The 25,704-nt window shown below is 39.0% G+C and carries 24 protein-coding genes; 17 read left to right on the top strand and 7 right to left on the bottom strand.

The features are described 5' to 3' along the window. Window positions 1-248: 248 nt before the first annotated feature. Window positions 249-671 carry a nucleoside-diphosphate kinase gene (locus ADICYQ_RS20535; RefSeq protein WP_020889960.1) on the bottom strand — a complete coding sequence of 141 codons (423 nt, stop codon included), beginning with the start codon at window positions 669-671 and terminating at the stop codon, window positions 249-251. 183 nt (window positions 672-854) lie between these two features. Here ADICYQ_RS20535 and ADICYQ_RS20530 point away from each other — a divergent pair, with 183 nt between their 5' ends. The 4 genes from ADICYQ_RS20530 to ADICYQ_RS20515 are packed head-to-tail and all read left to right on the top strand — an operon-like array spanning window position 855 to window position 3,987. Further along, window positions 855-1,904: a DHH family phosphoesterase gene (locus ADICYQ_RS20530; protein ID WP_020889959.1), complete on the top strand. Its 1,050-nt coding sequence runs from the start codon at window positions 855-857 to the stop codon at window positions 1,902-1,904. After that, on the top strand, window positions 1,888-2,817 hold the full coding sequence (locus tag ADICYQ_RS20525) for an FKBP-type peptidyl-prolyl cis-trans isomerase (RefSeq protein ID WP_020889958.1): 930 nt from the start codon (window positions 1,888-1,890) through the stop codon (window positions 2,815-2,817). Before ADICYQ_RS20530 ends, ADICYQ_RS20525 begins: the two co-directional genes overlap by 17 nt. A gap of 44 nt (window positions 2,818-2,861) precedes the next feature. Beyond that, window positions 2,862-3,407 (top strand): FKBP-type peptidyl-prolyl cis-trans isomerase, encoded by a 546-nt coding sequence (locus tag ADICYQ_RS20520; RefSeq protein ID WP_040417309.1) that lies wholly within the window; start codon window positions 2,862-2,864, stop codon window positions 3,405-3,407. A gap of 19 nt (window positions 3,408-3,426) precedes the next feature. After that, entirely contained in the window at window positions 3,427-3,987 is a 561-nt protein-coding gene (locus ADICYQ_RS20515) for an FKBP-type peptidyl-prolyl cis-trans isomerase (protein WP_040417307.1), read from the top strand. A 115-nt stretch (window positions 3,988-4,102) separates the two neighbouring features. On the opposite strand, the gene guaB is transcribed toward ADICYQ_RS20515, so the two are convergent. Next, window positions 4,103-5,581 carry an IMP dehydrogenase gene (gene guaB / locus ADICYQ_RS20510; RefSeq protein WP_040417305.1) on the bottom strand — a complete coding sequence of 493 codons (1,479 nt, stop codon included), beginning with the start codon at window positions 5,579-5,581 and terminating at the stop codon, window positions 4,103-4,105. Window positions 5,582-5,954: 373 nt separating this feature from the next. Further along, window positions 5,955-7,145, bottom strand: coding sequence for an RsmB/NOP family class I SAM-dependent RNA methyltransferase (locus ADICYQ_RS20500; protein ID WP_020889953.1), 1,191 nt, complete (start codon window positions 7,143-7,145; stop codon window positions 5,955-5,957). Between the two features lie 108 nt (window positions 7,146-7,253). Here ADICYQ_RS20500 and ADICYQ_RS20495 point away from each other — a divergent pair, with 108 nt between their 5' ends. The 3 genes from ADICYQ_RS20495 (at window position 7,254) to prmC (ending at window position 8,748) form a co-directional block, all read left to right on the top strand. After that, entirely contained in the window at window positions 7,254-7,538 is a 285-nt protein-coding gene (locus ADICYQ_RS20495) for a hypothetical protein (protein ID WP_040417301.1), read from the top strand. Window positions 7,539-7,657: 119 nt separating this feature from the next. Then, window positions 7,658-7,915, top strand: a complete 258-nt coding sequence (locus ADICYQ_RS20490; RefSeq protein WP_020889951.1) for a hypothetical protein — start codon at window positions 7,658-7,660, stop codon at window positions 7,913-7,915. After that, window positions 7,912-8,748, top strand: coding sequence for a peptide chain release factor N(5)-glutamine methyltransferase (gene prmC / locus ADICYQ_RS20485; RefSeq protein WP_020889950.1), 837 nt, complete (start codon window positions 7,912-7,914; stop codon window positions 8,746-8,748). Before ADICYQ_RS20490 ends, prmC begins: the two co-directional genes overlap by 4 nt. Window positions 8,749-8,759: 11 nt before the next feature. On the opposite strand, the gene ADICYQ_RS20480 is transcribed toward prmC, so the two are convergent. Next, window positions 8,760-9,368, bottom strand: coding sequence for a hypothetical protein (locus ADICYQ_RS20480; RefSeq protein WP_020889949.1), 609 nt, complete (start codon window positions 9,366-9,368; stop codon window positions 8,760-8,762). A gap of 320 nt (window positions 9,369-9,688) precedes the next feature. Here ADICYQ_RS20480 and ADICYQ_RS20475 point away from each other — a divergent pair, with 320 nt between their 5' ends. Genes ADICYQ_RS20475 through ADICYQ_RS20465 form a run of 3 tightly spaced genes read left to right on the top strand, consistent with a single transcriptional unit; the run spans window position 9,689 to window position 12,920 of the window. Then, window positions 9,689-10,201: a 3-hydroxyanthranilate 3,4-dioxygenase gene (locus ADICYQ_RS20475; protein ID WP_020889947.1), complete on the top strand. Its 513-nt coding sequence runs from the start codon at window positions 9,689-9,691 to the stop codon at window positions 10,199-10,201. Window positions 10,202-10,259: 58 nt separating this feature from the next. Beyond that, window positions 10,260-11,540, top strand: a complete 1,281-nt coding sequence (gene kynU / locus ADICYQ_RS20470; protein ID WP_020889946.1) for a kynureninase — start codon at window positions 10,260-10,262, stop codon at window positions 11,538-11,540. Window positions 11,541-11,567: 27 nt separating this feature from the next. Next, window positions 11,568-12,920, top strand: a complete 1,353-nt coding sequence (locus ADICYQ_RS20465) for an FAD-dependent oxidoreductase (RefSeq protein WP_020889945.1) — start codon at window positions 11,568-11,570, stop codon at window positions 12,918-12,920. A gap of 18 nt (window positions 12,921-12,938) precedes the next feature. On the opposite strand, the gene ADICYQ_RS20460 is transcribed toward ADICYQ_RS20465, so the two are convergent. Continuing rightward, a complete protein-coding gene (locus ADICYQ_RS20460) occupies window positions 12,939-13,898 on the bottom strand; it encodes a 1-aminocyclopropane-1-carboxylate deaminase/D-cysteine desulfhydrase (RefSeq protein ID WP_020889944.1) in 960 nt (319 codons plus the stop codon). A 16-nt stretch (window positions 13,899-13,914) separates the two neighbouring features. Here ADICYQ_RS20460 and ADICYQ_RS20455 point away from each other — a divergent pair, with 16 nt between their 5' ends. From ADICYQ_RS20455 to ADICYQ_RS20420, 7 genes are all read left to right on the top strand, one after another. Continuing rightward, window positions 13,915-14,949, top strand: a complete 1,035-nt coding sequence (locus ADICYQ_RS20455; RefSeq protein WP_020889943.1) for an RluA family pseudouridine synthase — start codon at window positions 13,915-13,917, stop codon at window positions 14,947-14,949. 490 nt (window positions 14,950-15,439) lie between these two features. Beyond that, on the top strand, window positions 15,440-19,783 hold the full coding sequence (locus ADICYQ_RS20445; protein WP_020889941.1) for a hypothetical protein: 4,344 nt from the start codon (window positions 15,440-15,442) through the stop codon (window positions 19,781-19,783). A gap of 85 nt (window positions 19,784-19,868) precedes the next feature. After that, window positions 19,869-20,897, top strand: a complete 1,029-nt coding sequence (pheS, locus tag ADICYQ_RS20440; protein ID WP_020889940.1) for a phenylalanine--tRNA ligase subunit alpha — start codon at window positions 19,869-19,871, stop codon at window positions 20,895-20,897. A gap of 84 nt (window positions 20,898-20,981) precedes the next feature. Continuing rightward, on the top strand, window positions 20,982-21,821 hold the full coding sequence (locus ADICYQ_RS20435) for an FkbM family methyltransferase (protein ID WP_020889939.1): 840 nt from the start codon (window positions 20,982-20,984) through the stop codon (window positions 21,819-21,821). Next, window positions 21,821-22,600, top strand: a complete 780-nt coding sequence (locus ADICYQ_RS20430; RefSeq protein WP_020889938.1) for a glycosyltransferase family 2 protein — start codon at window positions 21,821-21,823, stop codon at window positions 22,598-22,600. The genes ADICYQ_RS20435 and ADICYQ_RS20430 overlap by 1 nt, the downstream gene beginning before the upstream one ends. 260 nt (window positions 22,601-22,860) lie before the next feature. Continuing rightward, window positions 22,861-23,235: a hypothetical protein gene (locus tag ADICYQ_RS20425; protein ID WP_040417295.1), complete on the top strand. Its 375-nt coding sequence runs from the start codon at window positions 22,861-22,863 to the stop codon at window positions 23,233-23,235. A 553-nt stretch (window positions 23,236-23,788) separates the two neighbouring features. After that, the gene (locus ADICYQ_RS20420; protein ID WP_146947582.1) at window positions 23,789-24,355 is read left to right on the top strand and encodes a DUF3244 domain-containing protein; all 567 of its coding nucleotides are present in this window, start codon (window positions 23,789-23,791) and stop codon (window positions 24,353-24,355) included. Window positions 24,356-24,476: 121 nt separating this feature from the next. On the opposite strand, the gene ADICYQ_RS20415 is transcribed toward ADICYQ_RS20420, so the two are convergent. Both ADICYQ_RS20415 and ADICYQ_RS20410 read right to left on the bottom strand, forming a co-directional pair. Continuing rightward, entirely contained in the window at window positions 24,477-24,944 is a 468-nt protein-coding gene (locus ADICYQ_RS20415) for a TlpA family protein disulfide reductase (protein ID WP_020889934.1), read from the bottom strand. Between the two features lie 389 nt (window positions 24,945-25,333). Next, window positions 25,334-25,696 (bottom strand): hypothetical protein, encoded by a 363-nt coding sequence (locus ADICYQ_RS20410; RefSeq protein ID WP_020889933.1) that lies wholly within the window; start codon window positions 25,694-25,696, stop codon window positions 25,334-25,336. Window positions 25,697-25,704 lie beyond the last annotated feature (8 nt).

Below are 25,704 nucleotides of genomic sequence, written 5' to 3'. Positions count from 1 at the left end.
GGCAATATATAATTTTCTGGTCCTTTATATTTCTGACAGGGAGCTTACTTAAAAATGGTTTGTCAATTAAACCTCCGTAATAAAAGCAAGAGCGTGTAAAATTTTGCACCTGGCCTCAAGGATATTTTTGGTCAATTTTAAAAACTTTCCCTAAAAACCAATCAGTTGAGCTTGGTGAATAAAATCAAATGTTAAAAAATGCTAAATTTTTCTATCCCTCCTAATTAAGAGAAGGGATAGAAAAATGGTTAATCAATTTTTTCGAAAGCATTAAAAAAGAAGCTTCCTTCAATTTCAGCATTTTCATCTGAGTCAGAACCATGAACAGCATTTGCTTCGATAGATGTAGCATATAACTTTCTAATGGTTCCCTCTTCCGCATCATCAGGATTAGTAGCACCGATCAATTTTCTGAAATCTACGATGGCATTTTCCTTTTCCAGGATTACAGCGATGATAGGACCTGAAGACATATACTTGCATAAAGCATTGTAAAAGGGTCTTTCCTCATGTACTTTGTAAAAATTTCCCGCCAGTTTTTCATCTAGCCTAGTGGTTTTCAATGCAATAATTTTGAAACCTGCCTCTTCGATCATTTTCAAGATTGCTCCTGAATTGCCTGCACTGAATGCATCAGGCTTGATCATGGTAAACGTTCTATTGGTAGCCATAAAGTTTAATTAGGATTATTAGTTAAGGTTGTAAAATTAATCCTTTTAAGTTAAAGTCCGAAAGTTAAAAGGAGATAATAAATAAAGCCTATATTTCGATAAATTTGGAATTGGGAATTTCAGAAAATTATATGGAACTTTGTAACCTGTGTTTTTTAAAAATACAGTACTCAAATATTACACATGCAGAATATAGATCTATTTAAAGAACAGATTTCTTCAGCTTCGTCCAAAAAGATCGTAATCACCACCCATCATAAACCTGACGCCGATGCGCTTGGATCTTCATTAGCTTTAGCAAGCTATTTAAAAAAGAAAGGTCATCAAGTAAACGTTATAACGCCGTCAGACTATCCTGTATTCCTTCATTGGATGAAAGGAAATGATGAAGTGATTAATTATGAAGATCCTGGACAGCTTGAAAGAGCTGAAAAATTGATTGCTGAGGCAGAAATTATATTCTGTCTTGACTTCTCTTGTCTTAGTCGTTTGCAAAAAATGGAAGGATCAGTACGTCAATCCAAAGCTTTTATGGTCAATATTGACCATCATCAAGAGCCAGAGGATTTTGCTGACTTCAGTTATTGCAGTACTGATGCGGCAGCTACCTGTGAGTTAATGTATGACTTGATGGTGAAAGTGGGCGATAGAGATTTGATCGATAAGGACATTGCTGAATGCCTTTATTCAGGCATTATGACAGATACAGGTGGTTTTAGACATCCTAACACCACTAAAAATGTTCATTTGGTTACAGCTGAATTGATTGATCTTGGAGCAGACAATTCCAAGATTGCCAGGTTAATATATGATACCTATTCAGTTAATAGGCTGAAATTCCTAGGTTTTGCCCTTACAAGGAGGTTGACTATTTTACCTGAACTCAATACTGCTTATATTGCCATAAGCAAAAAAGACTTGCGGAAATACCAATCACAAACTGGGGATACTGAAGGACTTGTTAATTACGCTCTTTCTTTGGATGGAATTAAAGTTGCAGCCTTGTTTACGGAAAGAAAAGATGGTGTTAAAATCTCTTTTCGCTCTGCAGAGGATGTATCAGTAAACAAGTTTGCTGCCAAGTACTTCAATGGTGGTGGCCATAAGAATGCATCGGGTGGAACATCCAATGTACCTTTGGAAGAAACCATTGAAAGGTTTAAAGAATTAATAAAAGAAAACAAACAAATCTTATTTAATCAATTAGAATTAGTCGATGAAAAAAATCAATAATTTAGTTCTTGGCGCCCTGGTGTTGGCCTCTAGCTCACTTTTATTTTCATGTGAGAAGACACAAACTACTTCCGACGGCATAGAATACCGTTATGTTTCACAAGGTGACAAAGAAACCAAAGATGGCGAATTTGTCGTGTATCATTTTACTGCTAAAACGGGCAGTGACTCTTTATTCATCTCAAGTTACGACCAACCAATGCCTCCTTATCTACAGCATATAGATACGGCTACTGCTAGAACTGGTGTAGATGAAATTTTTCTAAACCTAAACAATGGTGATAGTATTGTTATCACTTCTACAGCTGAAAAAATCTTTACCCCTGAAGGTGTACCTCCTTTCATGACAAATGATGAAATGGTTACCATCAGCATCGGTGTGATAAACGTTCTTGAAGAAGAAGTTTTTCAGGATTATTTCAATGACCTTGCCGCTGAAGGCCAGAAAAAACAAGCTGAAGAAGCTAAAGTGCTGTTGACTGAAGACATTAAGTCCATCGAAAGCTATATTTCTGAAAATAATTTGAAGGCTGACAAGACAGAATCAGGTGTTTACTACGTCATAGAAGAAGAAGGTACTGGTGCACAGATAGAACAAGGCGACGAAATCTCTGTTAATTATACAGGATACGTTTTGGATGGTACTGTATTCGACACAAGTATTGAAAGCAAAGCCAAAGAAGCTGGAACCTTCACTGAAGGAAGACCTTACGAACCATTTACATTCAGTGTTGGCCAAGGAATGGTTATTCCTGGTTGGGATGAAGGTCTTCAGTTGTTAAAAAAGGGTTCTAAAGCGAAGTTATTGATCCCTTCTCCACTAGCCTATGGGCCAAGTCAAAGAGGTGAAGTGATACTTGCTAACTCTATTTTAATATTTGATGTAGAAGTAACAGACGTAATCAAGCCGTAATCTTTCCGCTTCTGCGAAGTAGCAATTATTATTAAATACCTACCATGAAAAGAAACATTAAGTACTGGGCTCTATTGCCCCTAGTGGCCTTCTTGGGGTCCTGTATCTCTGACGATGAGAATGTAGAAGTAATTTTTGAGCAAGACGTCAAAAAAATCGAAACCTACGTCCAAAACTTTCCGACAGAATACATGAGAAGTGAAACCGTTGGTGAAACAGGTATTGTATTATTGTTTACGCAAGTAGTAGAAGAAGGAGAATTGGCGCTACCTGGAGACACGCTGTTAGTAGATTACACTGGTATGTTATTAGATGGAACTGTTTTTGACACTTCTATCGAACAAACAGCCATCGACAATGGTGTATACAATGAAACCCGTACTTATGAGCCATATGGCATCATACAGGCATATTCCAGCGTAATCCAGGGATGGCATTGGGCACTCTCTCGCATGAAAGAAGGTGAGAAAGCTACCGCACTAATCCCTTCTGCTTACGGATATGGAACTCAGGGCCAAGGCCCAATTCCAGCAAATTCGGTATTGGTATTTGAGTTGGAGATCACCGAAAATCGGCCAGTCCAGCCTTAATCACATGAATAATTAAAGGATGAGTATTAGACAAATAATTGTTGTTTTTATAGTGGCTTCCATGGGTTTCTCCTGTGACGATCAACTGAGTGGTTATGGGTACCCAACTTATGACTCCGAAGGAAATCTTGCTATTGACAGAGAAAAAATTGACGAGTACTTAAAAACTGCCCAATACGATAGTCTCTATCGCATACACGACCCTTCGGGAGTAGTCATTATTGTGGAAGAGGAAGGCGATGGGTCAAGACCCGTATCAGGCAATGTGGTGTATGCCAATTATACTGGTTATTTGTTGGATGGATCTGTTTTTGACACCAATCTGGAAGATGTGGCCATTGCCAATGACATATATGACGAGGAAAGAACATATGCTATATTCAACTTCTTCCTGGGGCTAAGCTCTACTCAAGGAGGTGCTATTCAGGGCTTCACTCTAGGTTTCCAAAGACTGAGAAGCGGAGCCAAAGCAAGCATTATCATTCCTGCACCTTATGCTTATCAGGACAATGAAAGTGTAGATAGAATCCCAGCCAATTCGGTATTGGTTTTTGATGTAGAATTCCTTGGAATGGACTGAGTTTAATCTAAGAAACAATAAAAGATAAAAGCCAGAGGAAAATTTTCCGCTGGCTTTTTTATTCCCATTTTTAAATACCTACCACACTAACTCAAGTTTCAACTGCTAATTAAAACTACATTTTAGCGCTGTAATTCGGCGCTTCTCTTGTTATACTAATGTCATGAGGATGTGATTCTCTCACACCTGCAGTCGTAATTTTAACAAACTTACTTTTCTCTCTAAGGGCATCAATCGTAGCCGTTCCACAGTATCCCATTCCTGCCTGCAAACCACCTACCAATTGGTAAAGCACTTCTGATACCAATCCTTTAAAGGCAACTCTTCCTACAATACCTTCTGGAACCAGCTTTTTCACATTTTCTTCAGCATCCTGAAAATAACGATCTTTCGATCCAGATTCCATAGCTTCAAGGGAACCCATTCCTCGGTAAGACTTGAATTTCCTACCTTCAAAAATAATGATCTCACCAGGGGCCTCCTCTGTGCCGGCCAGGATTGATCCAATCATCACAGAACCTGCACCAGCTGCTAAAGCTTTTACCACGTCTCCGGAATACCTTATTCCGCCATCCGCTATCACAGGTACATTCCTTCCCTTTAGGGCATTTGAACATTCCATAACAGCCGATAACTGAGGCATCCCAACTCCGGCAATCACCCTTGTTGTACAGATACTTCCCGGACCAACGCCCACCTTTACTGCATCTGCTCCTGCATCTGCTAATGCTATCGCTGCTTCAGCAGTTGCAATGTTCCCAACAATGACTTCAAGATTAGGGAAAAGTGATTTGATTTTCTTACAAGTTTCGATTACTCCTTTAGAGTGTCCATGAGCAGTGTCTATACTTACTACATCCACTCCAGCCTTCACCAAGGCATCTACACGCTCTGCGATATCTGCGGTAACACCTACGGCAGCACCTACACGCAAGCGACCAAATTCGTCTTTACAGGCATGCGGCTTATCTCTTCTCTTAAGAATGTCCTTATAAGTAATCAAGCCCGTTAGCTTGTACTCCTCATCTATGATGGGTAATTTTTCTATTTTGTATTCTTGCAAGACCTCTTCTGCTTCTTCAAGCGTAATCCCTGCTTTTGCAGTAATTAGGTTTTCAGTGGTCATGATTTCCTTGATAGGCCGGGTTGCTTCCTTAATGAAACGTAGGTCTCTATTGGTAATAATCCCTTTAAGAAAGCGATTCTCATCCACTACTGGAATGCCACCAATATTGTATTCAATCATTATGGCTACCGCATCTTTTACCTTAGCATTGATGTCTAATGTGATCGGATCCAGTATCATCCCGCTTTGGGACCTTTTGACCTTGCGAACCTGGGCGGCTTGCTTTTCAATGGTCATGTTTTTGTGAATAAAACCAAGCCCGCCTTCTAAGGCAATGGCGATGGCCAAATCCGTTTCCGTAACAGTGTCCATAGCAGCAGAAACCAATGGAATCTCCAATTGGATGTTTCTGGTAAGTTGCGAAGAAGTGTTGGTATCACGGGGGAGTACTTCGGAATATCCTGGTACTAAAAGCACGTCATCGTATGTTAGTGCTTCGAAGAGAAATTTATCTGTGTTTGGATTCATGGCAAATGGTTAGTAACCCTATTTGCCCGTCAAAGATACAATGTTTTTAATATGTGAATCAATAGCTTGCTGAAAAAAAAGTTAAAAATATTAAAAATGACTCCCTTTCAAGGAATAATCTTTGGAGAGCAACTATAAGGCTAAGCCCACCGAAGCAGTGAATAAAACCATGGAAATCCCAAGTAAAGTGATGCTGCTACATAGTTCCCCCTCTCAGCCTGCCTCAAAAGGGTTGGAATTGACGACAAGTAAGTTAAAAAAAGCATTTTTGAATCAAACTCAGGTTACTACAAATGCTTTTAGCCATGGTAATAACCTGAGTTTAGTATAAATGAAAGCTACTAACTAAACTATTGAAAAGCAGCATCAATCCTTATCCCTTCTTTTTCAATTTTGCAATATAAAACCCATCAAATCCACTTTCATGCGAGAGTACTTGTGTTTCTTCCAAAAGCTCAAACTTCTGGCCTTCGGCACTTTCAAGAAAAGCGGCAACTTGCATGTGATTTTCTGATGGAAGAATACTGCAGGTTGCATAGACCATTATTCCTCCTGGCTTAAGCATTGAAGGATATTGAGACAAAATCTCTTTTTGGAGCACTTGTACCTTGGCGATAGATTCCTCGCTAAGTTTCCATTTGGTATCAGGGTTTCTTTTCAAAACACCTAAACCAGAACAAGGAACATCTAATAAAAGCCTGTCCGCACTTTCGTGAAGTCGCTTTATCGTTTTGTTACTTTCTATAGGCTTGATCTCCAGAATTGAAATGCCGGCTCTTCTAGCCCTTAATTTGGCATTTTGTAGCTTCCAGGCTTCCGTATCCATTGCCAGGATCCTACCTTTATTCTGCATCAATGCAGCAAGGTGTAAGGATTTTCCTCCTGCACCAGCACAAGCATCAATTACCCTCATTCCAGGCTCAACCTCCAAAGCGGCAGCCACCATTTGGGAAGAAGCATCCTGAACTTCAAATAGGCCTTCTTTGAAAAGTGGCGTTCTAAAAACATTTTTACGCTTTAGTAGCACCAAGGCATCAGGGTATTCTCTTGGGATATAAGCACTAACCTCCAACTCTTCCAGCTTGATTTTTAAATCAGTCCTGGCAGTTTTCAGGGTATTTGCACGCAAGACCACTTGTGCTTGCTCATTGAGGCTGTTTAATTCAGCATCCCATTTCTCACCTAACTGAGAGGAACCCATTTCCTCCATCCAGTCTGGAATGGATTGCAGAACTGCCCGGTCAGTAATTTTTCTTCGGTGTAGTCTGATTTTTTCACCATTGATTCCTTTAAATTCCCTCCAGTCAGGCAATGTCCTGTCCTGCAATACCCAATAGGTACCGAACCAAAGGTAGTAATCATGTGAAGGGCTGAGTTTTTCGATCAACCTTTTCCAGCGGACGATCTCATAAACACTTTCAGCAATAAATGCCCTGTCTCTTGCACCCCACTTAGGGTTTGATCGTAAAACTTTCTCGATTACTTTGTCAGCATAGCGATTATTGTCAAATATTTCCTCCAATGCTTTGACAACTGCATTGACTGTATTTGGAAAGAGCTTCATATAGGCATTTTTGATTAAGCTACAAATATAGAGAATATGTACGGGGAATATTAACTTGAAGCATAAGTCGAGTTGGCTTAGGTTGTATATTTTGGTATTTTTGCCATTATGGGAGAAAAAAAATGCCCAAATTGTGGTAAGTGGTCCAACTGGAATCAAAATTTCAGAGACACCTGTGAACATTGTGGAGAAATCCTCAGTAAAGTAGACTTGGAATTCGAAGAAAAAAGAGCTGCTCAAAAAAAAGTCAATGAAGAACAGTGGATCTTCCATATCAAAGAAGACGACAGTGATTTCATAAAGAAATCTAAAAAAATAGGCCAATTCTTTTACAGCGTTTACATAACCATCATCACCGTAATTGCTTGGTTGATCGCAGCCCTACCCGGATAATGTCAGTTCTCCAAAATCCCTACTTTTGGGTACCATGCATAATATTCTGGGTCAATCAATACCTTGAAAGAATTCAAAAGCTGTTTTTGCCATTTGTCCACAGTTATTTAGATGATCTTATGGCTATCCCAGTAGTATTGGGCATTACCCTACAAGCTTTTAGATGGATGAATGGGGAGAACACACAGATGGTTTTTTCCAAAAAACAGGTCATCATTGGAGTAGTCTATTTTGGTTTTTTGTTCGAAGGGCTTTTGCCTTTCTGGTCTTCCACTTATGTTCGCGATCCCTTTGACCTGCTATGCTATGCTGTCGGCGCTGTCTATTTTTGGGTTTTTATCAATAATAAAGGAATAAAAAAATTAATTGAACCATGAATTTACGAGCCCTTTATAAGCATTATGTCAGCGAACTCTCACACATTTACCCAGATTCAGAGGCGCAAACACTGGTAATGTGGATTTTTGAAGCTTATTTATCCATGAGCAGAAAGGATGTGCTGAACAATACGCCAATTAATGCGATTCCTGAGGCGTTGGAAATAGCTTTTACCAAATTGATGGCAGGAGAACCCATACAATATGTACTCGGGAAGGCCCCCTTTTATGGCAGGTATTTTAAAGTAGGCCCAGGAGTATTGATTCCCAGGAATGAAACAGAAGAATTGGTGCAGCTGATCACTCAAAATCATAAAGGACCAATTAAAATCCTTGATCTAGGAACAGGATCTGGCTGTATTGCCATAACCCTGGCGCTGGAATGTCCCAAAGCGGAACTAACCGCCATCGATGTAAGTGAGCAGGCTTTGGCAATTGCAAAGTTTAATGCTTCTGAGCTGAAAGCAAAACTTAACCTTGTCCAAAAAGACATACTAGCGGGTGATTTGCAAATGGGTAATTTTGACCTAATGGTAAGTAACCCACCTTATGTATTGGAAAAAGAACGCTCCTTGATGCAAAACAATGTACTGGACCATGAGCCAGGTTTGGCTTTATTTGTACCCGATAGCGATCCTTTACGCTTTTACAAAGCCATCGTATCGCATGCCAAGAAAAACTTGAATGCAAATGGCTATTTGTATTTTGAAATCAATGAGGCTTTTGGCCTTGAGGTAATGGCCCTGATGCATCTTGAAGGGTTTTCAGACGTACAGTTGTATCAGGATATCAACGGAAAAGACCGGATCGTTTACGGCAAAAAAACCACTTGATTAAAGCCGGATTAAACAAAAGTACCAAGCCAAAATAATCCATTGCTACTAAAGGTCTGCATGCCTTCTTCTACTTCCAAAAAAGTGGCATAGGTAATTGGAAACACATCAGATCCAGAAGCAGCCTGGTGTTCTACAAATTGCCCTTCCTTCCCATGAACCTGGATGGAACAATTGGGCAACCACTTTTTTATTTTACCATTTTTAGCTGGAAAATACCGAATCCCATTGTTAAAAAACACAATGTCTAGTGCAGGCAGATAAGAATCTAGTACAGGCGATTCTAAGGGATCAAAAGACAAAATGTTTACCGCCTTGTGATTTTTCTCCATAAGGTATTTCAATCCAACTGCTAAAAAGGATGGTTCATCGGCTGTGATAAAATAGATGGGATACTGCTCCTCAAGCAATATTGCATTGCTTTCCTGAAATTCCTTGTCTGCGATAATTCCATCTATTTTTATCCCCAATGACATGATTTTATGAACATTGTGCTGGGTCACCAATACTGTTGGCACCCACTCAAGAAGCCCGGGCAACAAATTTGTAGCTTCGGTTTCATCAGTCAAAACAAGTAAGGCAGGTTCTTGTTGGTCTTTTACAAAATGATGGGAGGACATAAGGCTTTTGAAAAGGGCTCAGTAAATAAATATTTGAGTAAAATTACGAAGGATTACTGCTATAAAAAGCCATCCGTTTAAAACTTAATTATTTACTGATTCCAGCAAATCATAGAATAGCCTATGTTAATAAGAATTTCATCAAAATCAATCGAAAAAAGCACTGTTGAGGTCATTTTTACCAATTTACCAATGCGCTGGTCTTTATAGTTAATTACTTGGATTTTTTTTATAATTTTGGACTTCCACCTTTTGTCTGTTGTTCAACCAACCAAAGCACCAGCAGACAGAGAGACCTTACCATTAAATCAATATATATTATGGCCATTTCCCAACCAATCAATTTCACCAAATGGATAAATGATAACCGCCATTTGTTAAAACCACCAGTTGGAAATCAGCAAATGTACATCGAGAATGATGATTTTATCGTCATGGTAGTAGGGGGGCCAAATTCCAGAAAGGACTACCACTACAATGAAGGAGAAGAGTTTTTCTATCAGGTAGAGGGAGACATCACCTTAAAAGTGGTGGATGATGGTGAAATGAAAGACATTTCAATTAAAGAGGGAGAAATTTTCTTATTGCCTCCTAAAGTACCTCATAGCCCCAGAAGACCGGCCAATACCGTAGGACTGGTGATAGAAAGGTATAGAAAGCCAGGAGAAGAAGATGGATTCTTGTGGTTTTGCGAGAGCTGTGACCACAAACTCTACGAAGAATACGCCACCATAACGGATATAGTGAACCAACTTCCTCCAATAATGGATCATTTCTGGGCCAACCCAGAGAATACCCACTGTAAGAAATGTGGTACAGTGATGGAAAAATAAATCAATTACTATCAGCTGAATTTAGATTTATTAAGTACACTCCCCTATCCATCCAACCATGGACAATATTGAATTTAGATTGACCCCTGAATTTGCACTTAAAATGGATCATGATGATCCTTTGCACGGTTTTCGGGAAAAATTTCATATTCCAGAGAAAAATGGCAAGCCCCTAATCTACTTTTGTGGCAATTCCCTCGGTTTACAGCCAAAGGCAGTGAATGCTCACTTGATAAATTATTTGGAAAAGTGGGCTACCAAAGGAGTAGATGGACATTTTGAAGGAGATGTACCTTGGGTGGATGCCAGAAAACCCTCTAAAAGCCTATTGGCACCATTGGTAGGAGCAAGCGAATTGGAAGTAGTGGCCATGAATAGCCTAAGTGTAAACCTCCACCTACTTTTGGTCTCCTTTTATCGGCCAAAGGAGAAAAAATACAAGATATTAACCGAGGCGGGTGCTTTCCCTTCCGACCAGTACATTTTGGAGTCTCAGGTAAAATTCCATGGCTTATCTCCAGATGATGCCATTCTGGAAGTGAAGCCTAGAGCCAATGAACATGTACTTCGCACAGAAGACATTCTCGAACAAATAAGAAGACACAAAGATGAACTGGCCTTAATTATGCTCTCTGGAGTACAATATTACACCGGTCAGTTATTTGATATGGAGGCCATCAGCAAGGAAGCAAGACAGCATGATATATGTGTCGGTTTTGATCTTGCTCATGCCGTCGGCAACGTGCCACTTCAATTGCACGATTGGGGGGTAGATTTTGCCACCTGGTGTAGCTACAAATACCTCAATTCAGGTCCGGGAAATGTTTCAGGAATATTTGTCCATCAAAAACACAGTGACAATGATCAACTCCCCAGGTTTGCTGGATGGTGGGGATACAAAGAAGAAGACCGTTTCAAAATGGAAAAGGGTTTTAAACATATGCCAGGTGCAGATGGTTGGTTATTAAGCAATGACAATGTGTTGGGCCTGGCGGCTCATCAAGCTGCCCTTGAACTATTTGAGAAGGCCGGCATAGAAAACCTAAGAAAAAAAAGCATACTATTGACAAGTTATTTGGAATTTGCTATTCGTGAAACGATTAGTGACTCAGAAGCGTTAGAAATTATAACACCTTTAAAATCAACTGAAAGAGGGTGCCAACTCTCTTTATTAATCCATAAAAAAGGAAAGCGTGTTTTTGATTTATGGATTGAAAATGGTGTAGTGGCTGACTGGAGAAACCCCAACGTTATAAGATTAGCCCCCACACCAATGTACAACAGTTTTCAAGATGTTTTTGAATTCAGTCAAATTCTTAAAAACTCCTTGAGGGATTAAACCCTAAGCATTAAACCTATTAAAATAATGAAAGAGAAAATAGACCTATTGGGCGCAGGACTCATTGGATCCCTGCTGGCCATATACCTCAAAAAAAGAGGATTGGACGTAAACATTTACGAAAAACGCCAGGATTGGCGCAAGATAAAAAAGAAGGGAGAAGGTCGATCAATCAACATGGCCTTAAGTGACCGGGGATGGCAGGCGCTAGAAAAAGCCGGCATAAAAGACAAAGTATTGCCATTTACCCTTCCCATGTCAGGGAGAAGGATCCATGATGAACATGGTAGCACTTATTTTCAGCCATATGGCAAAGAAAATCAGGCCATTTATTCCATAAGCAGAAATGCTTTCAATGAGATTCTTCTGGATGAGGCCGAGGCGCTTGGTGCAAATATTCACTTCAACCACAAGGTAGAACGAGTAAACGTTTCCAAAAGGGAAGTAGAATTTTGTCTTGAAAATGGGGAAGAAAAACGCATGACTTCTGATGTTTTGATAGGTTCTGACGGCTCATTTTCAGCCCTAAGAAATGCCTTCCAAAGCCAATTGAGGTTTAACTTTTACCAGAAATTCATTTCACACGGGTACAAAGAGCTACACATACCTGCAACTCCTTCAGGAGAGTTTGCCATGGACCCCAAGGCACTTCATATATGGCCAAGAGGAAAGTTCATGCTTATCGCATTGCCTAATCTCGACAAATCATTTACTTGTACATTATTTTTACCTTTTGAGGGATACAAGGTCAGTTTTGAAAACATTTATGATGATCAGGATGTCGTCAAAATCTTTAAAACCTATTTCAATGATGCTTTTGATTTGATGCCTAATCTGTTGGCTGATTTCAAAAACAACCCTACCTCCTCACTTATAAATACAGAATGTTACCCTTGGACAGAAAATAATGCCTTGTTGATTGGAGATGCAGCGCACGCCATGGTTCCCTTTTACGGACAAGGCATGAACTGTGGGTTTGAAGACTGCTTTATTCTGGATAATTTAATTGAGAAATACGGTACCTCTTCCTGGGATTTGGTATTTGAAAAATTTCAGAAAACCAGAAAGCCCGATACGGACGCCATCTGCCAACTCGCCATGGATAATTTTGTGGAAATGAGTGACGATATAGCAGATCCCAATTTCTTAATCAGAAAAAAAATAGAAGCGAAACTTCACGAATTATACCCCGAAGAATGGCAGCCACTATATTCCATGGTAACCTTTTCTGACATGCGGTATTCTGAGGCTTATGCCATTGGTAAGTTACAAGCAAAAATCATGGACGAGGTAATGAAGGATCCAAACGTCACCAAAAACTGGAATAGCCTGGATTATGAAGCCATTTTAGCGAAAGTCGTAACTTCTGGTGCCGTTTAAGTCAAAGTGGACTGAAGGTTAAAGTTGGATGCCCAGTCTTTGTTCAAAGCCTCGGACTCCTTGCAAGCCACCGGTATGTAATACCAGTATTTTGCTTCCATGGGGAAAGTAATCTTTCTGAATCAAATCGAAGAGGCCAAACAGCATCTTACCTGTATATACCGGGTCGAGAGGAAGATTGGCCTCTTTCTTCAGCTCTTGCATAAACTTAATCAAAGTTGGTTTGTGTTTGGCGTATCCTCCAAAATGATAAGCTGTCTGAATATTATAGGTACATTTGGGTATGATTTCATGCTTCTGAAGTAAATCGTCTATTTCAGAAAATATGAAATCTCCTTTTAAAGCAGAAAAGCCTATAACCTGTTGCTTCGCTGTTGCACTGCCCAAAAGCCCTGCAAAAGTGCCGCCGGTGCCAATAGGTGTGGTGACAAAATCCATGTTTAGATCCTGATCCGTCAGAATTTCTTTCGTGCCTTTAATGGCCATGGCATTGGTACCCCCTTCTGGAATAAGGTAAAAATCTCCAAACATGCCTTTTAATTGCTCAAGAATTAATGGGCTGTCCTTTTGCCTGTAATCCGTTCTGTTCATGGGGTGAAGTAGCATCCCCTGATTTTGGGCATCTTTTAAGGTAGGGTTAAGTGGCACAATGAGCTCGCCTCTGATCACTCCTATGGATTCCAGTCCATTTGCTGCCGCCACAAAAGAAGTGGCATGGATATGATTGGAATAAGCTCCTCCAAAGGTTAATACTTTGCGAAGGCCAAGGTCTTTAGCAGCTTTTAAATTATAATGTAGTTTGTAGAATTTATTACCTTGGGCGTCTGGATGAAGAAGGTCCAGTCGCTTTACCGTTACTTCTAATCCCTTTTCACTAAATAAAGGGCTAAATAATTGTTGATAAATAGGAGGTTTAGTTGGAGCCAAAATAAAATAATCCAATGATTTAAGGTCAAAAATCTTATTGTTTTTGATCAAATCCTAATTTTGCACCATGACAGAGATTACAAATGATGAATTACCTGAAGAGGAAAGCTATTTTGACCATTATGAACTTAGCGTAGATCCAGGTCAACGGCCAATAAGAATAGATAAATTTATTACTGATAAAATGGCCTATACTACAAGAAGTAAGGTTCAGAGCAGTATTGCATCAGGAATTGTTAAAGTCAATGGGGAAATAGTCAAGGCAAATTACAAAACCAAAGCAGGCGATGTAATCACCTTTGCCATGGAAAAGACCCGCAAAGAGTCTGATGTTGTGGCAGAGAATATTCCTTTAGACATTAGATATGAAGATGATCACCTTATGGTGGTTTATAAGCCCGCTGGAATGGTTGTTCATCCAGCACATGGTAACTGGACCGGCACTTTGGTCAATGCCCTGGCTTACTATTTTGATAACCTCCCTGAATTGCCTGGAAATTCCGGACGACCAGGTTTGGTCCATAGAATTGACAAAGACACCAGCGGCTTGTTGGTAATTGCCAAATCTGAGCGAGCGATGACTCATCTTGCAAAGCAATTTTTTGACCATTCCATAGCAAGGACCTATGTGGCCATGATCTGGGGAGAACCAGAAGCGGATGAAGGAACGATCAATGTTAACATTGGACGTGGAATAAAAGACAGGAAAGTCATGCTGGCTTATCCTGAAGGGGATGATGGTAAATCAGCCATCACACACTGGAAAGTAATAAAAAGATTGCGGTATGTGACTTTGGTGACTTGTGTGCTTGAGACTGGTAGAACGCATCAGATCAGAGCACATATGAAACACATAGGTCATCCATTGTTTAATGACGCAATGTATGGAGGAGATCAAATCCGGAAAGGCACTCAATTTTCAAAGTACAAAGCCTATATACAGAATTGTTTCCAAATATTGCCCCGCCAGGCACTTCATGCCAAATCTCTTGGCTTCATTCACCCGATTACTGAGGAGGAATTGTATTTCGAAGGAGAAATGCCACAGGATATGTTAAGCGTTATAGAGAAGTGGGAAAATTACGTGAAATTTGAAAAGTAGCTGATTATTGATTCTCTAATCTCTGCAATAATATAAGACGCTAAATTTCCGAATTCACTTTAAATACGGTGTAAATTTATCATTATTATAAAATTTTAATATTTTCAATGAAAATATTTTCTTAACCTCGATGTTTTATTACATTTGTTACATCAAAATAAAATTTGGTTTCAATTCTACGACTCCATTACTTTTTTTTGATAATGTTCTAAAACATTGTAGGGTGTTGAAATTGGCAGACATGCCCTCCTGTCTCGGGGGTGAGGAATCCGGTTTATCCGGCGTATTGGATAAAGCACGCATAGAGCTCAATGTGTTGCCTAACAACCTCGTGGAGGTTCGAGTCCTTCTCCTACAGCACAATTATAAAAGCCTGTGGATATATTAAAAGTATATATTCACAGGCTTTTTGTATTTACAGCGTTATATTTTTCTTTTCGAATTCTTTCTTAAGTAATTTCCTCGTTATTTTGTATTCTTGATATGAAAAATGAATGAAGAGCAAATAGATATCAAAAAATCTGGTAGGAAAAGAAAGAAATTTCTGAGAATCTTTTCAGTCTTTGCCCTGGTAATCGTTTCAATTCATTTTATGCTATTTTTTGGAGCGGATTGGCTCTTTAGAGAATTCATAAAACAACAAGTTGAAAAGGTATCCACTGGCAAATACCTGGTAGAATTCGACAGGGTTTACCTTTCTCTGTTTCAGCGGGGCCTTTTTGTGGAAAATTTTCAACTTATCCCAGTTGATCCAGCCATTTTTGACGCGGCCAAGATTCCTTATTATAAAATCTCTGTTGATCAGCTAGATATTTTGGGACTGAGCTTCAATCGTGAAGAAGGAAAGCTTTCCGCTCAGGAATTGCGATTGACAGCTCCTGTGGTTCAGTCAAGGCGTAAGGTAGAACTCATTGAAAACGAGAACTCCAGCCCACTCAAACAATTAGAAGTTGAAATAAAGAAATCCCTAAACGGATCTTTAAAAGAAATCTTCATACATGATTTTTATGTAGATCAGGCCAACCTTTTGATCGAAAATTTCATAAGTCAAAAATCCATTTCTGCGGCCAATACCAATTTGTACCTTAAGAACATTCACTTGAGAGGGGATGAAAAAGGAGACACTCCTTTTGGAATGGAGGGTTTTCGTTTAGACTTTGACGACTTTGAGGTATCCCTTGCAGACAGCATTCACAAAGTGACGGCTCAAAAAGTTGCCGTTTCTTCATTGGAGAAACAAATTCTAGCCGAAAAGGTCAAAGTTTCCCCCAACCTTACAAAACCTGCTGATGTATATTATGAGATTTCTCTAGAAAACCTCGCCTTAGGTGATGCTGACATCACAGAAATGTTTCTAACCTCCAAAGTAGCCATCGGTGACCTGGCCCTTGAAGCACCGCATTTTGTCCTCTACACAGATAGAAATGCAATGGAAGAGGAGGCAAGAACCACTGACTTGTATGAGCTGGTCAAAGATTTGCTTGAATCCATCTCCATAAAATCACTTACCATAGACAATGGTCAATTTTTACAAAGAGGCGTACTTAATCCAAACAAAAACAGGATAGAAGCAGATGACATACAATTCTCTATGGAGGATGTTTACCTTGGGCAAGATGAAGCTTTAAAGAAGGATAATTTTTTATATGCCAGAGAGGCTACTTTAAAAATTAACAGGGCCAGGATAGCTTTGGCAGATGAAATCCATTGGATTTCTGGGCGAAAAATATACCTGTCTACCGTAGATGATAAGGTAAAGATAAATGAGATAGAACTCAAACCGGAGGTTAATGAAGACAGCCTCTCCAATACCTCACTGTTTGAAATAAAGGTCCCCTTATTGGAATTTGCCAATGCCAACCTGAGAAAAGTTTATAATGAGAACATCATTGACATCGGTGAATTAATGATCAACTCGCCCGATGTAGTGATTAAAGACATTCTTGGAAATTCTTCTGAAGAAGCCAAGCCTTCTCAAATGACCGACCTGCAACAGCTTACCAAAGGTTTTTTCAAAGCTGTGTATGTGAAAAAATTGGAAGTGGAAAGCGGAAGCCTTGTCCTGGACAATCACCTTAGAATTAGGCAAGACAGTCTGGCTTTTGGCAAAATTAATTTCCTATTGGAAAATTTTCAGCTGGATGACAAGCACATGACTGACACCTCTGCAAGGATTTTTCTAGCAGACAATCTTAGGTTGGAAATTGAAGATTACGCCCTTAAGTTATCGGATAACCTTCACCTCTTTGTGGCCGATAAAATTCTTATTGACACCAAAAAGGATTTATTACATGTGGATGGATTCAAGTTAAAACCCTTTTCTCCAGAAGCAGTTCTCCCACTGTTAGACAAATATGGAAGAACTACGGTTTTGGACATTGAAATCCCTGAATTTTCTGCCACAGGAGTTGATATCAATCAAGCTTATTTCCAAGAAAAATTATTTATCCGCCATATTGATATTCCAAGCCCATCTATTCATTGGACCAAATACATTACTAAGGACAAGGGCAAGGGCAAGCAGGAAAAATTAGAGCGTGGAGACATTCTCGAATTGGTTACCAATTATTTTAAAGTGATCAGCGTAGATTCTTTAAGCACTGACAAAGGCTCTTTCATCTATGAGAACTTTGCCAATGGAGAGTTTAGGTCCTTTGCTGAAAATGACATTTCTGTCAAAGTCAAAAACTTCTACCTGGATGAAAACATTGACCCTTCTGCTAATCGCACCTTGTTTTCAGATGAAGTGGATGTTAACCTAAACAATTACCTATTCAACATTGCCAGCGGAAAATACAGTATAGTGGCCGGTAGGATAGGCTTTAATTCTGCCCGAGAAGAAATCAATACCTTCAATGTGAAATTAATGCCGAATAAGGACCTGAAAGCCAAGGTCAGTATCGAGGCGAGTTTTCCAGACCTAAGCTTTAGTGGGGTTGATCTGGAAGCTTTTCTATTTGACAATACACTTGCGCTCACCAAGCTTAAGTTTTCTGATGCTGAGGTCAGTCTATCGATAAACAGAGATTTTAGCAAAGCAAAAGTGAATGCGGACACTACCAAGAAGAAAAGTAGAAACCTTCCAAAAACAATAGATGTAATAAAAATTGACTCCATTTTAGCAACCAATGGAACATTTAACGTCGCCAATTATCAAAAAGGAAATGACCTGCAGCTGATCAACACGGGAATAAACATTGCCATAGCTGATTTCCTTCTTGATTCTACCAGGTTGTCACAGGGAGATATTGCGAGTTTTTTTTCCACCATGGCATTGGATGTTGATGATTTTTCATTGGCATTAAAGGACAGTGTGCATACCGTTACTTTTTCAAAAATCCAACTTGACTCCAGAGAGGAAGAAATTTTGATAGAAAATGTTAATGTGGTGCCGAAGAGTAATCCTGAAAACTTGAAAGGGCCAATCATAAATGCCCATATACCAAAAATCACGATTAACACTCGTTCCCTCACCAGCTTTCAAAAAACAGGCGTTTTGGATGTCTCTCTTTTGCAGCTTACAGATCCAGAGGTAAAGCTATACCTGAACAAGGATGAGCCAGCCATTGTAATGCCTCCAAAGGAAGAAAAAGAGGTGACCCGGAAAATACTGGAAAGTATTTTGGTAAGAAACTTTAAACTCAAAGGCGGTAGTTTCGCATTAATAGACAAAACGGACACTACTTCTCAAAGAGCTTTTAATAACCTTCGGCTAATATTGAGTGATCTAAATTTTGACTTCACCCAAAAACAGACATTTAATTCCGACTTCTTTTTCAATGATGATTTTCGATTTGAATTCAAGGATTACGTCTTGAATCTACCCGACAGTCTAAACCAGATAAGCATTGGTAAGTTAATGGTCTCAACAGACAGGCTTGTGCTTGACGAGGTCCGCTTCTCACCCAGAGTTGGTAGGTTTGCTTATGCTAGGGTAAAAGGAAAGCAAACGGACGCTATGGAGCTATTTGTTCCGAAAATAATTATCGATGGATTTAACCTACAAAAATTCATCTCTGAAGAAAAACTCGAGGCCGTAACGATGAAGCTCGAAAGTCCACAATTGGAAGTATTCAGAGACAAAAGGATTGAGGAAGACTCCACGGCTTTTAAGATGATGCCCCAGCAACTTATGGAGCTCTCAAGTCAGATAGTCGAAATAGACACTTTAATTGTAGAAGATGGGCAAGTGACTTACAGTGAATTTCCTATAAAAGGAATGGTACCTGGGGAAATTACTTTCGATCAATTCAATGCTAAAATGTATCCTTTTAGGTTAGGTGAATTTGGTGAGGATAGAAAAACCCCAAAAGTTGAAGCCACATTTAGATTAAACCAGGCAGCAGCGTTGAAGGCCTCTTTATCCATGAGTTTTATAGATCCTTATCCCATTTCTATCGACGCAAGTGTCGGGCCATTCGAGCTTGCTGCCATAAACTCGATCTTGGCCACAAATGCTTTTGTAACAGTTAAAAGGGGCACAATTAAGGAGGGTGAATGGCATTTTGTAGCAGATAAGAACCATGCTATAGGCGCAATGACCCTAAAATACAACAATCTTAAAGTTCAGCTACTCGAAGAGCGAACACTTGAAGAGGCAGGAGGAAGAAAAGGTATTTTAACCTTTGTTATAAATACGCTGGCACTCCGCAAAAACAATCCTCGCCCCCTGTTTAATAGACTGGTATCCTCACCCATTTATGTTGAAAGAATTCACCACAAGTTTGTTTTCAACTATCTGTGGAAAGCTACCTTTTCCGGCTTGATGGGAAGTTCGGGACTTATGAAACCCAAAATTCCGAAAAAAGAACCAGAGCAAGAGCCCATAAAGTAGAAAGAATAGCTTTTAGCCGTTTTAAAAGATAGGTGGCCTCAAAAAATTATTTTAGATTTGTGTTCTTACAAAGATCGATCCCCACATGCAAAGTGAAAAAATAAACCAGATTAAAGCCGAAATAGCATCAGCTACAGCTACAAATGCAGAAGAACTTGAAGCTTATAGGATGCGGTTTATAAGTAAAAAGAGTGTAATAGGTGCTCTTTTTGCCGAAATGAGGAACATTCCAAATGAACACAAAAAAGCATTTGGCCAGGAAGTCAATGAAGTAAAACAACTTGCTGAAGAAAAATTCCAGGACCTCATCGCTAAATCTGAAAGCGGAAACCAAAAAAAGGCAAGTCTTGATCAGGACCTTACCCTACCTCCTACAGCCTGGCCTGTTGGTGGCATACATCCTTTAACTGCAGTCCGTCAACGTATCGTTACCATTTTTGAGCGAATCGGTTTCAACCTTTCCGAAGGACCAGAAATCGAAGACGATTGGCATAACTTTACTGCATTAAATTTTCCGGAAAACCATCCGGCACGGGAAATGCAGGACACTTTTTTCATAGAGAAGCATCCTGACATCGCCTTAAGAACACATACTTCTTCAGTACAGGTGAGGGTAATGGAAAATGAAGAACCCCCTATCCGCACCCTTTCCCCCGGCAGAGTTTTTAGAAACGAAGCCATCTCTGCCAGAGCCCATTGTATTTTCCACCAAGTGGAAGGGCTTTACGTAGATGAAAATGTGAGTTTCGCGGATTTGAAACAGACGCTTTTCCATTTTGCCAAAGAGATGTTTGGGAAAGACACCAAGGTGAGGTTTAGACCTTCCTTCTTCCCCTTTACAGAGCCAAGTGCTGAGATAGACATCTCTTGCCAACTTTGCGGAGGTAAAGGCTGCAATATCTGTAAAGGCAGTGGTTGGGTAGAAATAGGTGGATCAGGGATGGTGGACCCAAATGTCCTTAAAAATTGTGGCATTGATCCTGAAAAATATACTGGGTTTGCCTTTGGTATGGGTATTGAACGAATCGCCATGCTAAAATATCAAATCAACGACCTTAGGCTTTTCACAGAAAATGACATAAGGTTCCTTAGTCAATTTAGAGGTTTGTTATAAATAAATCTGATACACTAGCTGGCTTCGCAACTTTTGACTGTTTTGCAAATTTGCAAAACAGTCAAATTTTAATATCTTTGATTGATGCACAAAAAACTATCAATTGTTTCCCTTAAGCGGAAATTACAAGGAAAATGGAAAGCTTTTCGCTTCGATTTAAGTGCATCAAATAATCCTGCCTTTATAGGGTTTTACAAATACTTCTACAATCCGAAAGAAGGAAGCCTGAGTGATTTTTTGAGTCTTTACTCTCTTTCAAAAAAAGGTGATTTCACTGTCATTCAGATCGGTGCCAATGATGGCATAACGCATGACCCCATACATAAATTTATTAAACGGGACAATTGGAAAGGTGTATTACTGGAACCACTTCCCGGCGTATTTCATCAATACCTTAAAAAGATTTATGTTAAGAATAAGGGCATAAAAACAATCTGCGCTGCTATTGGTGAAAAAGATGGTACACAAGCCATGTATAAAATTGGTTTTTCTGACATGCGCTGGGCAACTGGCCTCACCTCCTTTTCCAAAGAAAAGGTTTTAAAGGCCTTTGAAGATGGTATCGTTGCTTCCAATTGTTCAAAATTTGGGGTTGAAATTCCTGAGGACAAAGAAAAATGGGTTGCAAATGAAGATGTAGAAGTAATTTCACCGAGAAGCCTTATAAAGAAATATAAGATCGCTAAAATAGATCTGCTACAGATCGATGCCGAAGGTTATGATTTAGAGGTCATTCGTATTTTTGACATCCCTCAAACTAAACCTGAAGCCATAATCTTTGAAAATGTAGGCCTAAATGCTCAGGATTACGAGTCTTGCCTACTTTTATTAAAAGAAAACCAATATTCCACACGGAAATTTGGTCCCAACACCTTAGCACTTAAAGAACCTATAGGTACCGCATTTCAAAAATTCTTTGCTTAATGAAAAATGCATTGGTATCCATTGTAATCCCCTGCTACAATCAGGGCAGTTATCTGGACGAAACAGTTCAATCCGTTTTAGCCTCTACTTACAGGCCCATTGAGGTTGTCATTGTCAATGATGGATCTAAGGACGATTCTTTGAAGATTGCCCAACAACTACAAGAAAAACACCCTGAAATAACAGTATTGGACCAACCCAACAGTGGTGTGGCCAAAGCGCGAAATGCTGGGGTTGATGCAGCAACAGGTACCTATATTTTACCCTTAGATGGAGACGACCTTATTTCACCAGATTACCTGGAGAAAGGTGTGGAAGTACTGGCGCAGCAGCCAAAGGTGAAAGTAGTCTACTGTCAGGCAGTAAAATTCAATTCCAGCATACAAAAGCCCTGGAAACTCAAGCCTTTTAGTCGAAATAAGCTGGCCAGAGACAATATGATCTTTGTAGCAGCCTTGTTTAGAAAATCAGATTTTATTGAAATAGGAGGATTCTCGGAAGACATGACAATGGGTCGTGAGGATTGGGAATTCTGGATAAAGATGTTGAAAGATGGAGGAGAGGTTGTACAGCTTCCATTTATTGGATTCTATTACAGGCTGACCCAGCAAAGCAAAAGAAAAAAAACAGGGACCAACCAAAAAAAGAGGGAAAGAATCGCCTATTTGAATGCGCATCATTTGCCTTTCTTTGAAAGGGAGTTAAATGGCCCGCTGAGGTTCCAACGTACCTGGTCAAAGCCTTATAACACCTTATTGAAATGGTTGGGTAAGCTATAGAAAAAGGGCATAAAATCGAATAAATATCTCCTCTACTGGAAAAACAAGCATTGCCCTATTGCCTATTCCACCAAACTTCCTTAGTCAGACCAAGTTAAAGTTCTCAGGGTCCAGTAGTTATCTGAACAGACGAATATTTGGAATTTTCACTGACATTCGAATCTTTAATTTGCAAAATTATAAGTTTGTAATTATGACATGAGATTTTTTGGATTCAAGGGAAATAATCCTATATTCATAATCATAATATTCTCTTTAATATGAAAGAAAAAATCAATTTTAGCCTTCACAGTCTAAGTTTAGTAGTAGTCCTGGGACTTCTTGCCTGGTATTTTGTAAGCACTGGATTAACAACAGCTACAGTATTCACCTACATGATTGTAGTGTTGATAATTGTAGAAATCACCAGCCTAATATTAATAAGCGGCATATACCCAGAGAGCCACACCTCATTTAAAATTGGGATCATCGCCTCTCTTTTTATCCTATTGGGCATAAAAATCATGATGCCTACTTTTTTCGTCCCGATATCAGTTACACTAATCGCTGTCAATTTTTTATATAATTTTTACTCCAATAACAAAAGAAGAAAGGGTGCTTTTAGAAGAATAAAAAAGAAGGCTTCCCGTTTTTGATCTTTTCTCTATTTATTCTTGATCGCTCTATGTCTTGAATTTGCCCTAAAGAGGCAAATTCTTTTCATTTCTATGAAGGGATAACCTCAAAGCAATCACCTATAGAAGAGTTGGAGGTGTAGTAAAGCCCTATCCATTTTGCAATAGCATAGCTTGACAAATTTGCTAGAGATTTTCCCTGCAGCAAATGGATCATTCCCTAAGTGAAAAGGCCTACTATTGCCCGTTTTTAAAACAACTCCTGTTCATTTTCGACCATATAAAAAGATTTAGCACACAGATATTCAGCTACTTATATTTTTTAAGTGAAAAATTAAGAATATTATTTTTTACCTTCCCTTACTTAAAAGTTACTTTTACTGTTCAGAAAAATAACAAATAGCTGCACAGCTGTTCGGTTATGATACACCTCTGTCTTACCAAGGTCCTTTTTAAGGTTACACCTCTATACAAAATAATCCCTATAGGTTTTCAAAAATGATTTCTACCATGATTTGGTATGTACTTGGCAATAACTGTTTCAAATAAAGTCAAGACCAAACAATATCAAATCATGAAAACATTAGCAACATTACTCCTCGCGATCGGCTTATCCTTCTCTAGCTTCGCATTAGACAAACGCTTGATGGAGGTTTCCTCTGTTGAGATTCAGGAACAAAGGTTTCAAGTAAAACTAACAGAAGCCATAGGTATGGTTCGAATTACCATTATTGATCCAAAGGGAAAAATCATAAACAGGACCTTCTTCGAGATAACAGCGCCACAAAACATTCCTTTTAATTTAAGTGAAATACCTGAAGGCCACTATAAAGTAAAGCTTGAAACCAAAGAAGATTCGCAGACTTTCGAAATTAAAAGTTATCGAAAAGCAGAAACGAAACTGATGGCTTACGCAAAAGCAGTTGATAAAAATACTTTCAATCTAAGAGTCCTTGGAGTAGCTGACCCAGGTACGATAGTAACCATTTTCAACAACAACCATAAGGTACTCATGAGGGATGAAATCCTAGAAACCGGTGGCTTTTCAAAAAATTATCATTTAAAACATTTAATTCTAAAACAGGTCTATCTTAAAGTAGAAAATGCCGAAGGGGTAAGCAAGTATTTGCATTTCGATTGATCTATAGGTTGACCCTAAATTAAGCTTACACCCAAAACTCATTATTTATGCTATCCCAAAACCTGTTGAAAAAGTCGGTTTAAAAAGGCCTCCTTGAGTTCAGGAGGCCTTTCCAATACCATTATTTGTACGTTTCAATAAGCTCTTTAAGCTTCTCTTCACTTATTTGGCCTGTATGGAAATGTCTTTTACCCGCTGCCGTAACAAACAAAGTGGCCGGAATGGCTCCCGACCAATCTTCCTTCAATTTTTGTTTCCAATCCTTTTGTTCTTTTTCGCTTAGCAACCATATTGGAGAGCTAAATCCCTTTTTCTCCACAAAGGCTTTCACCCTTTCAGGTCTTCTGTCATCGTCCAAAGACACAAATACCAAATTAGTACCTTTGGTATCCTTGACGACAGATTCAAAATAAGGCATCTCATGTATGCAAGGCGCACACCAGGTAGCCCAAAAATTGTAAATTCTAAGGTCTTCAGAAGGTGTTTCAATTTCGCTCTTGAAGCCATCAAAATCCAAGGTGATCATGGGATCAGGTTGGATAAAGCCAAAACTCAGGAAGAGGAATAAAAATTTAATTTTTAACAACATATGCGTTCAAATTCAATCGGTTGGTTATAATTTTCAAATCCCTAAATAATAAAAGATTCAGATTATGGAATCTTATAAATAAACCAAGGGAACTACTCTCCTGCTTCCATATAAGCTGTTCTATCCACGATCAAGGAAATTGCACCTCGTTCGATAATTTAACTGCACATTTCCACCTCTTTTTTGATTTTGACTTTCAAGCCATTAAACAGCACGTCAATCTCTTAATTTTTTATCGTAGGTACAAATGAAAAAGTCATCACCAAGGCAATGACAAACAAAATACAGGAATTTCTCATTGGGTTTATCGTTAAGGAGTAAAATAACGAAATCCCAGCATACTAACAAAAAATAAACTTTAAAGGCTTTGGTTTAGGTGCTACTTGAAATTACTCTTCTTTAAATTTATCAAGAACATATAAAAATACATTCAAGGAGAGTGTTGACGTTTCTTCCGTTTCAGCTGCAATTTGAGGCAAGGCAGTAACGCTTTCGCTAAGCAAAACTTCTTTGGATTTTGAAGGTTTTGGGCTTATGCCATTCGAATAACCAATAAAACGATTTTTCTTATCTCCTGAATTTTCACTTTGAATTACTTCAGCCTTTTCTAGTTGGCTTTTTTGCTGGACATAATTGTAAACGTTACCGGAATTATCTTGAGAAAAAGATTTCCCGGATAATAGACATAAAAACAAAACCCCAAGAACAAATGGAATACTGAATATAATCCGAATATTATTTTGAAAACGCATGGTTTTAT

It is taken from the genome of Cyclobacterium qasimii M12-11B, assembly GCF_000427295.1.
GTDB classification, from domain to species: Bacteria; Bacteroidota; Bacteroidia; order Cytophagales; family Cyclobacteriaceae; genus Cyclobacterium; species Cyclobacterium qasimii.
Note: the sequence above shows the minus strand (reverse complement) of the source record. Positions and strands in the feature narration are given on the sequence as shown.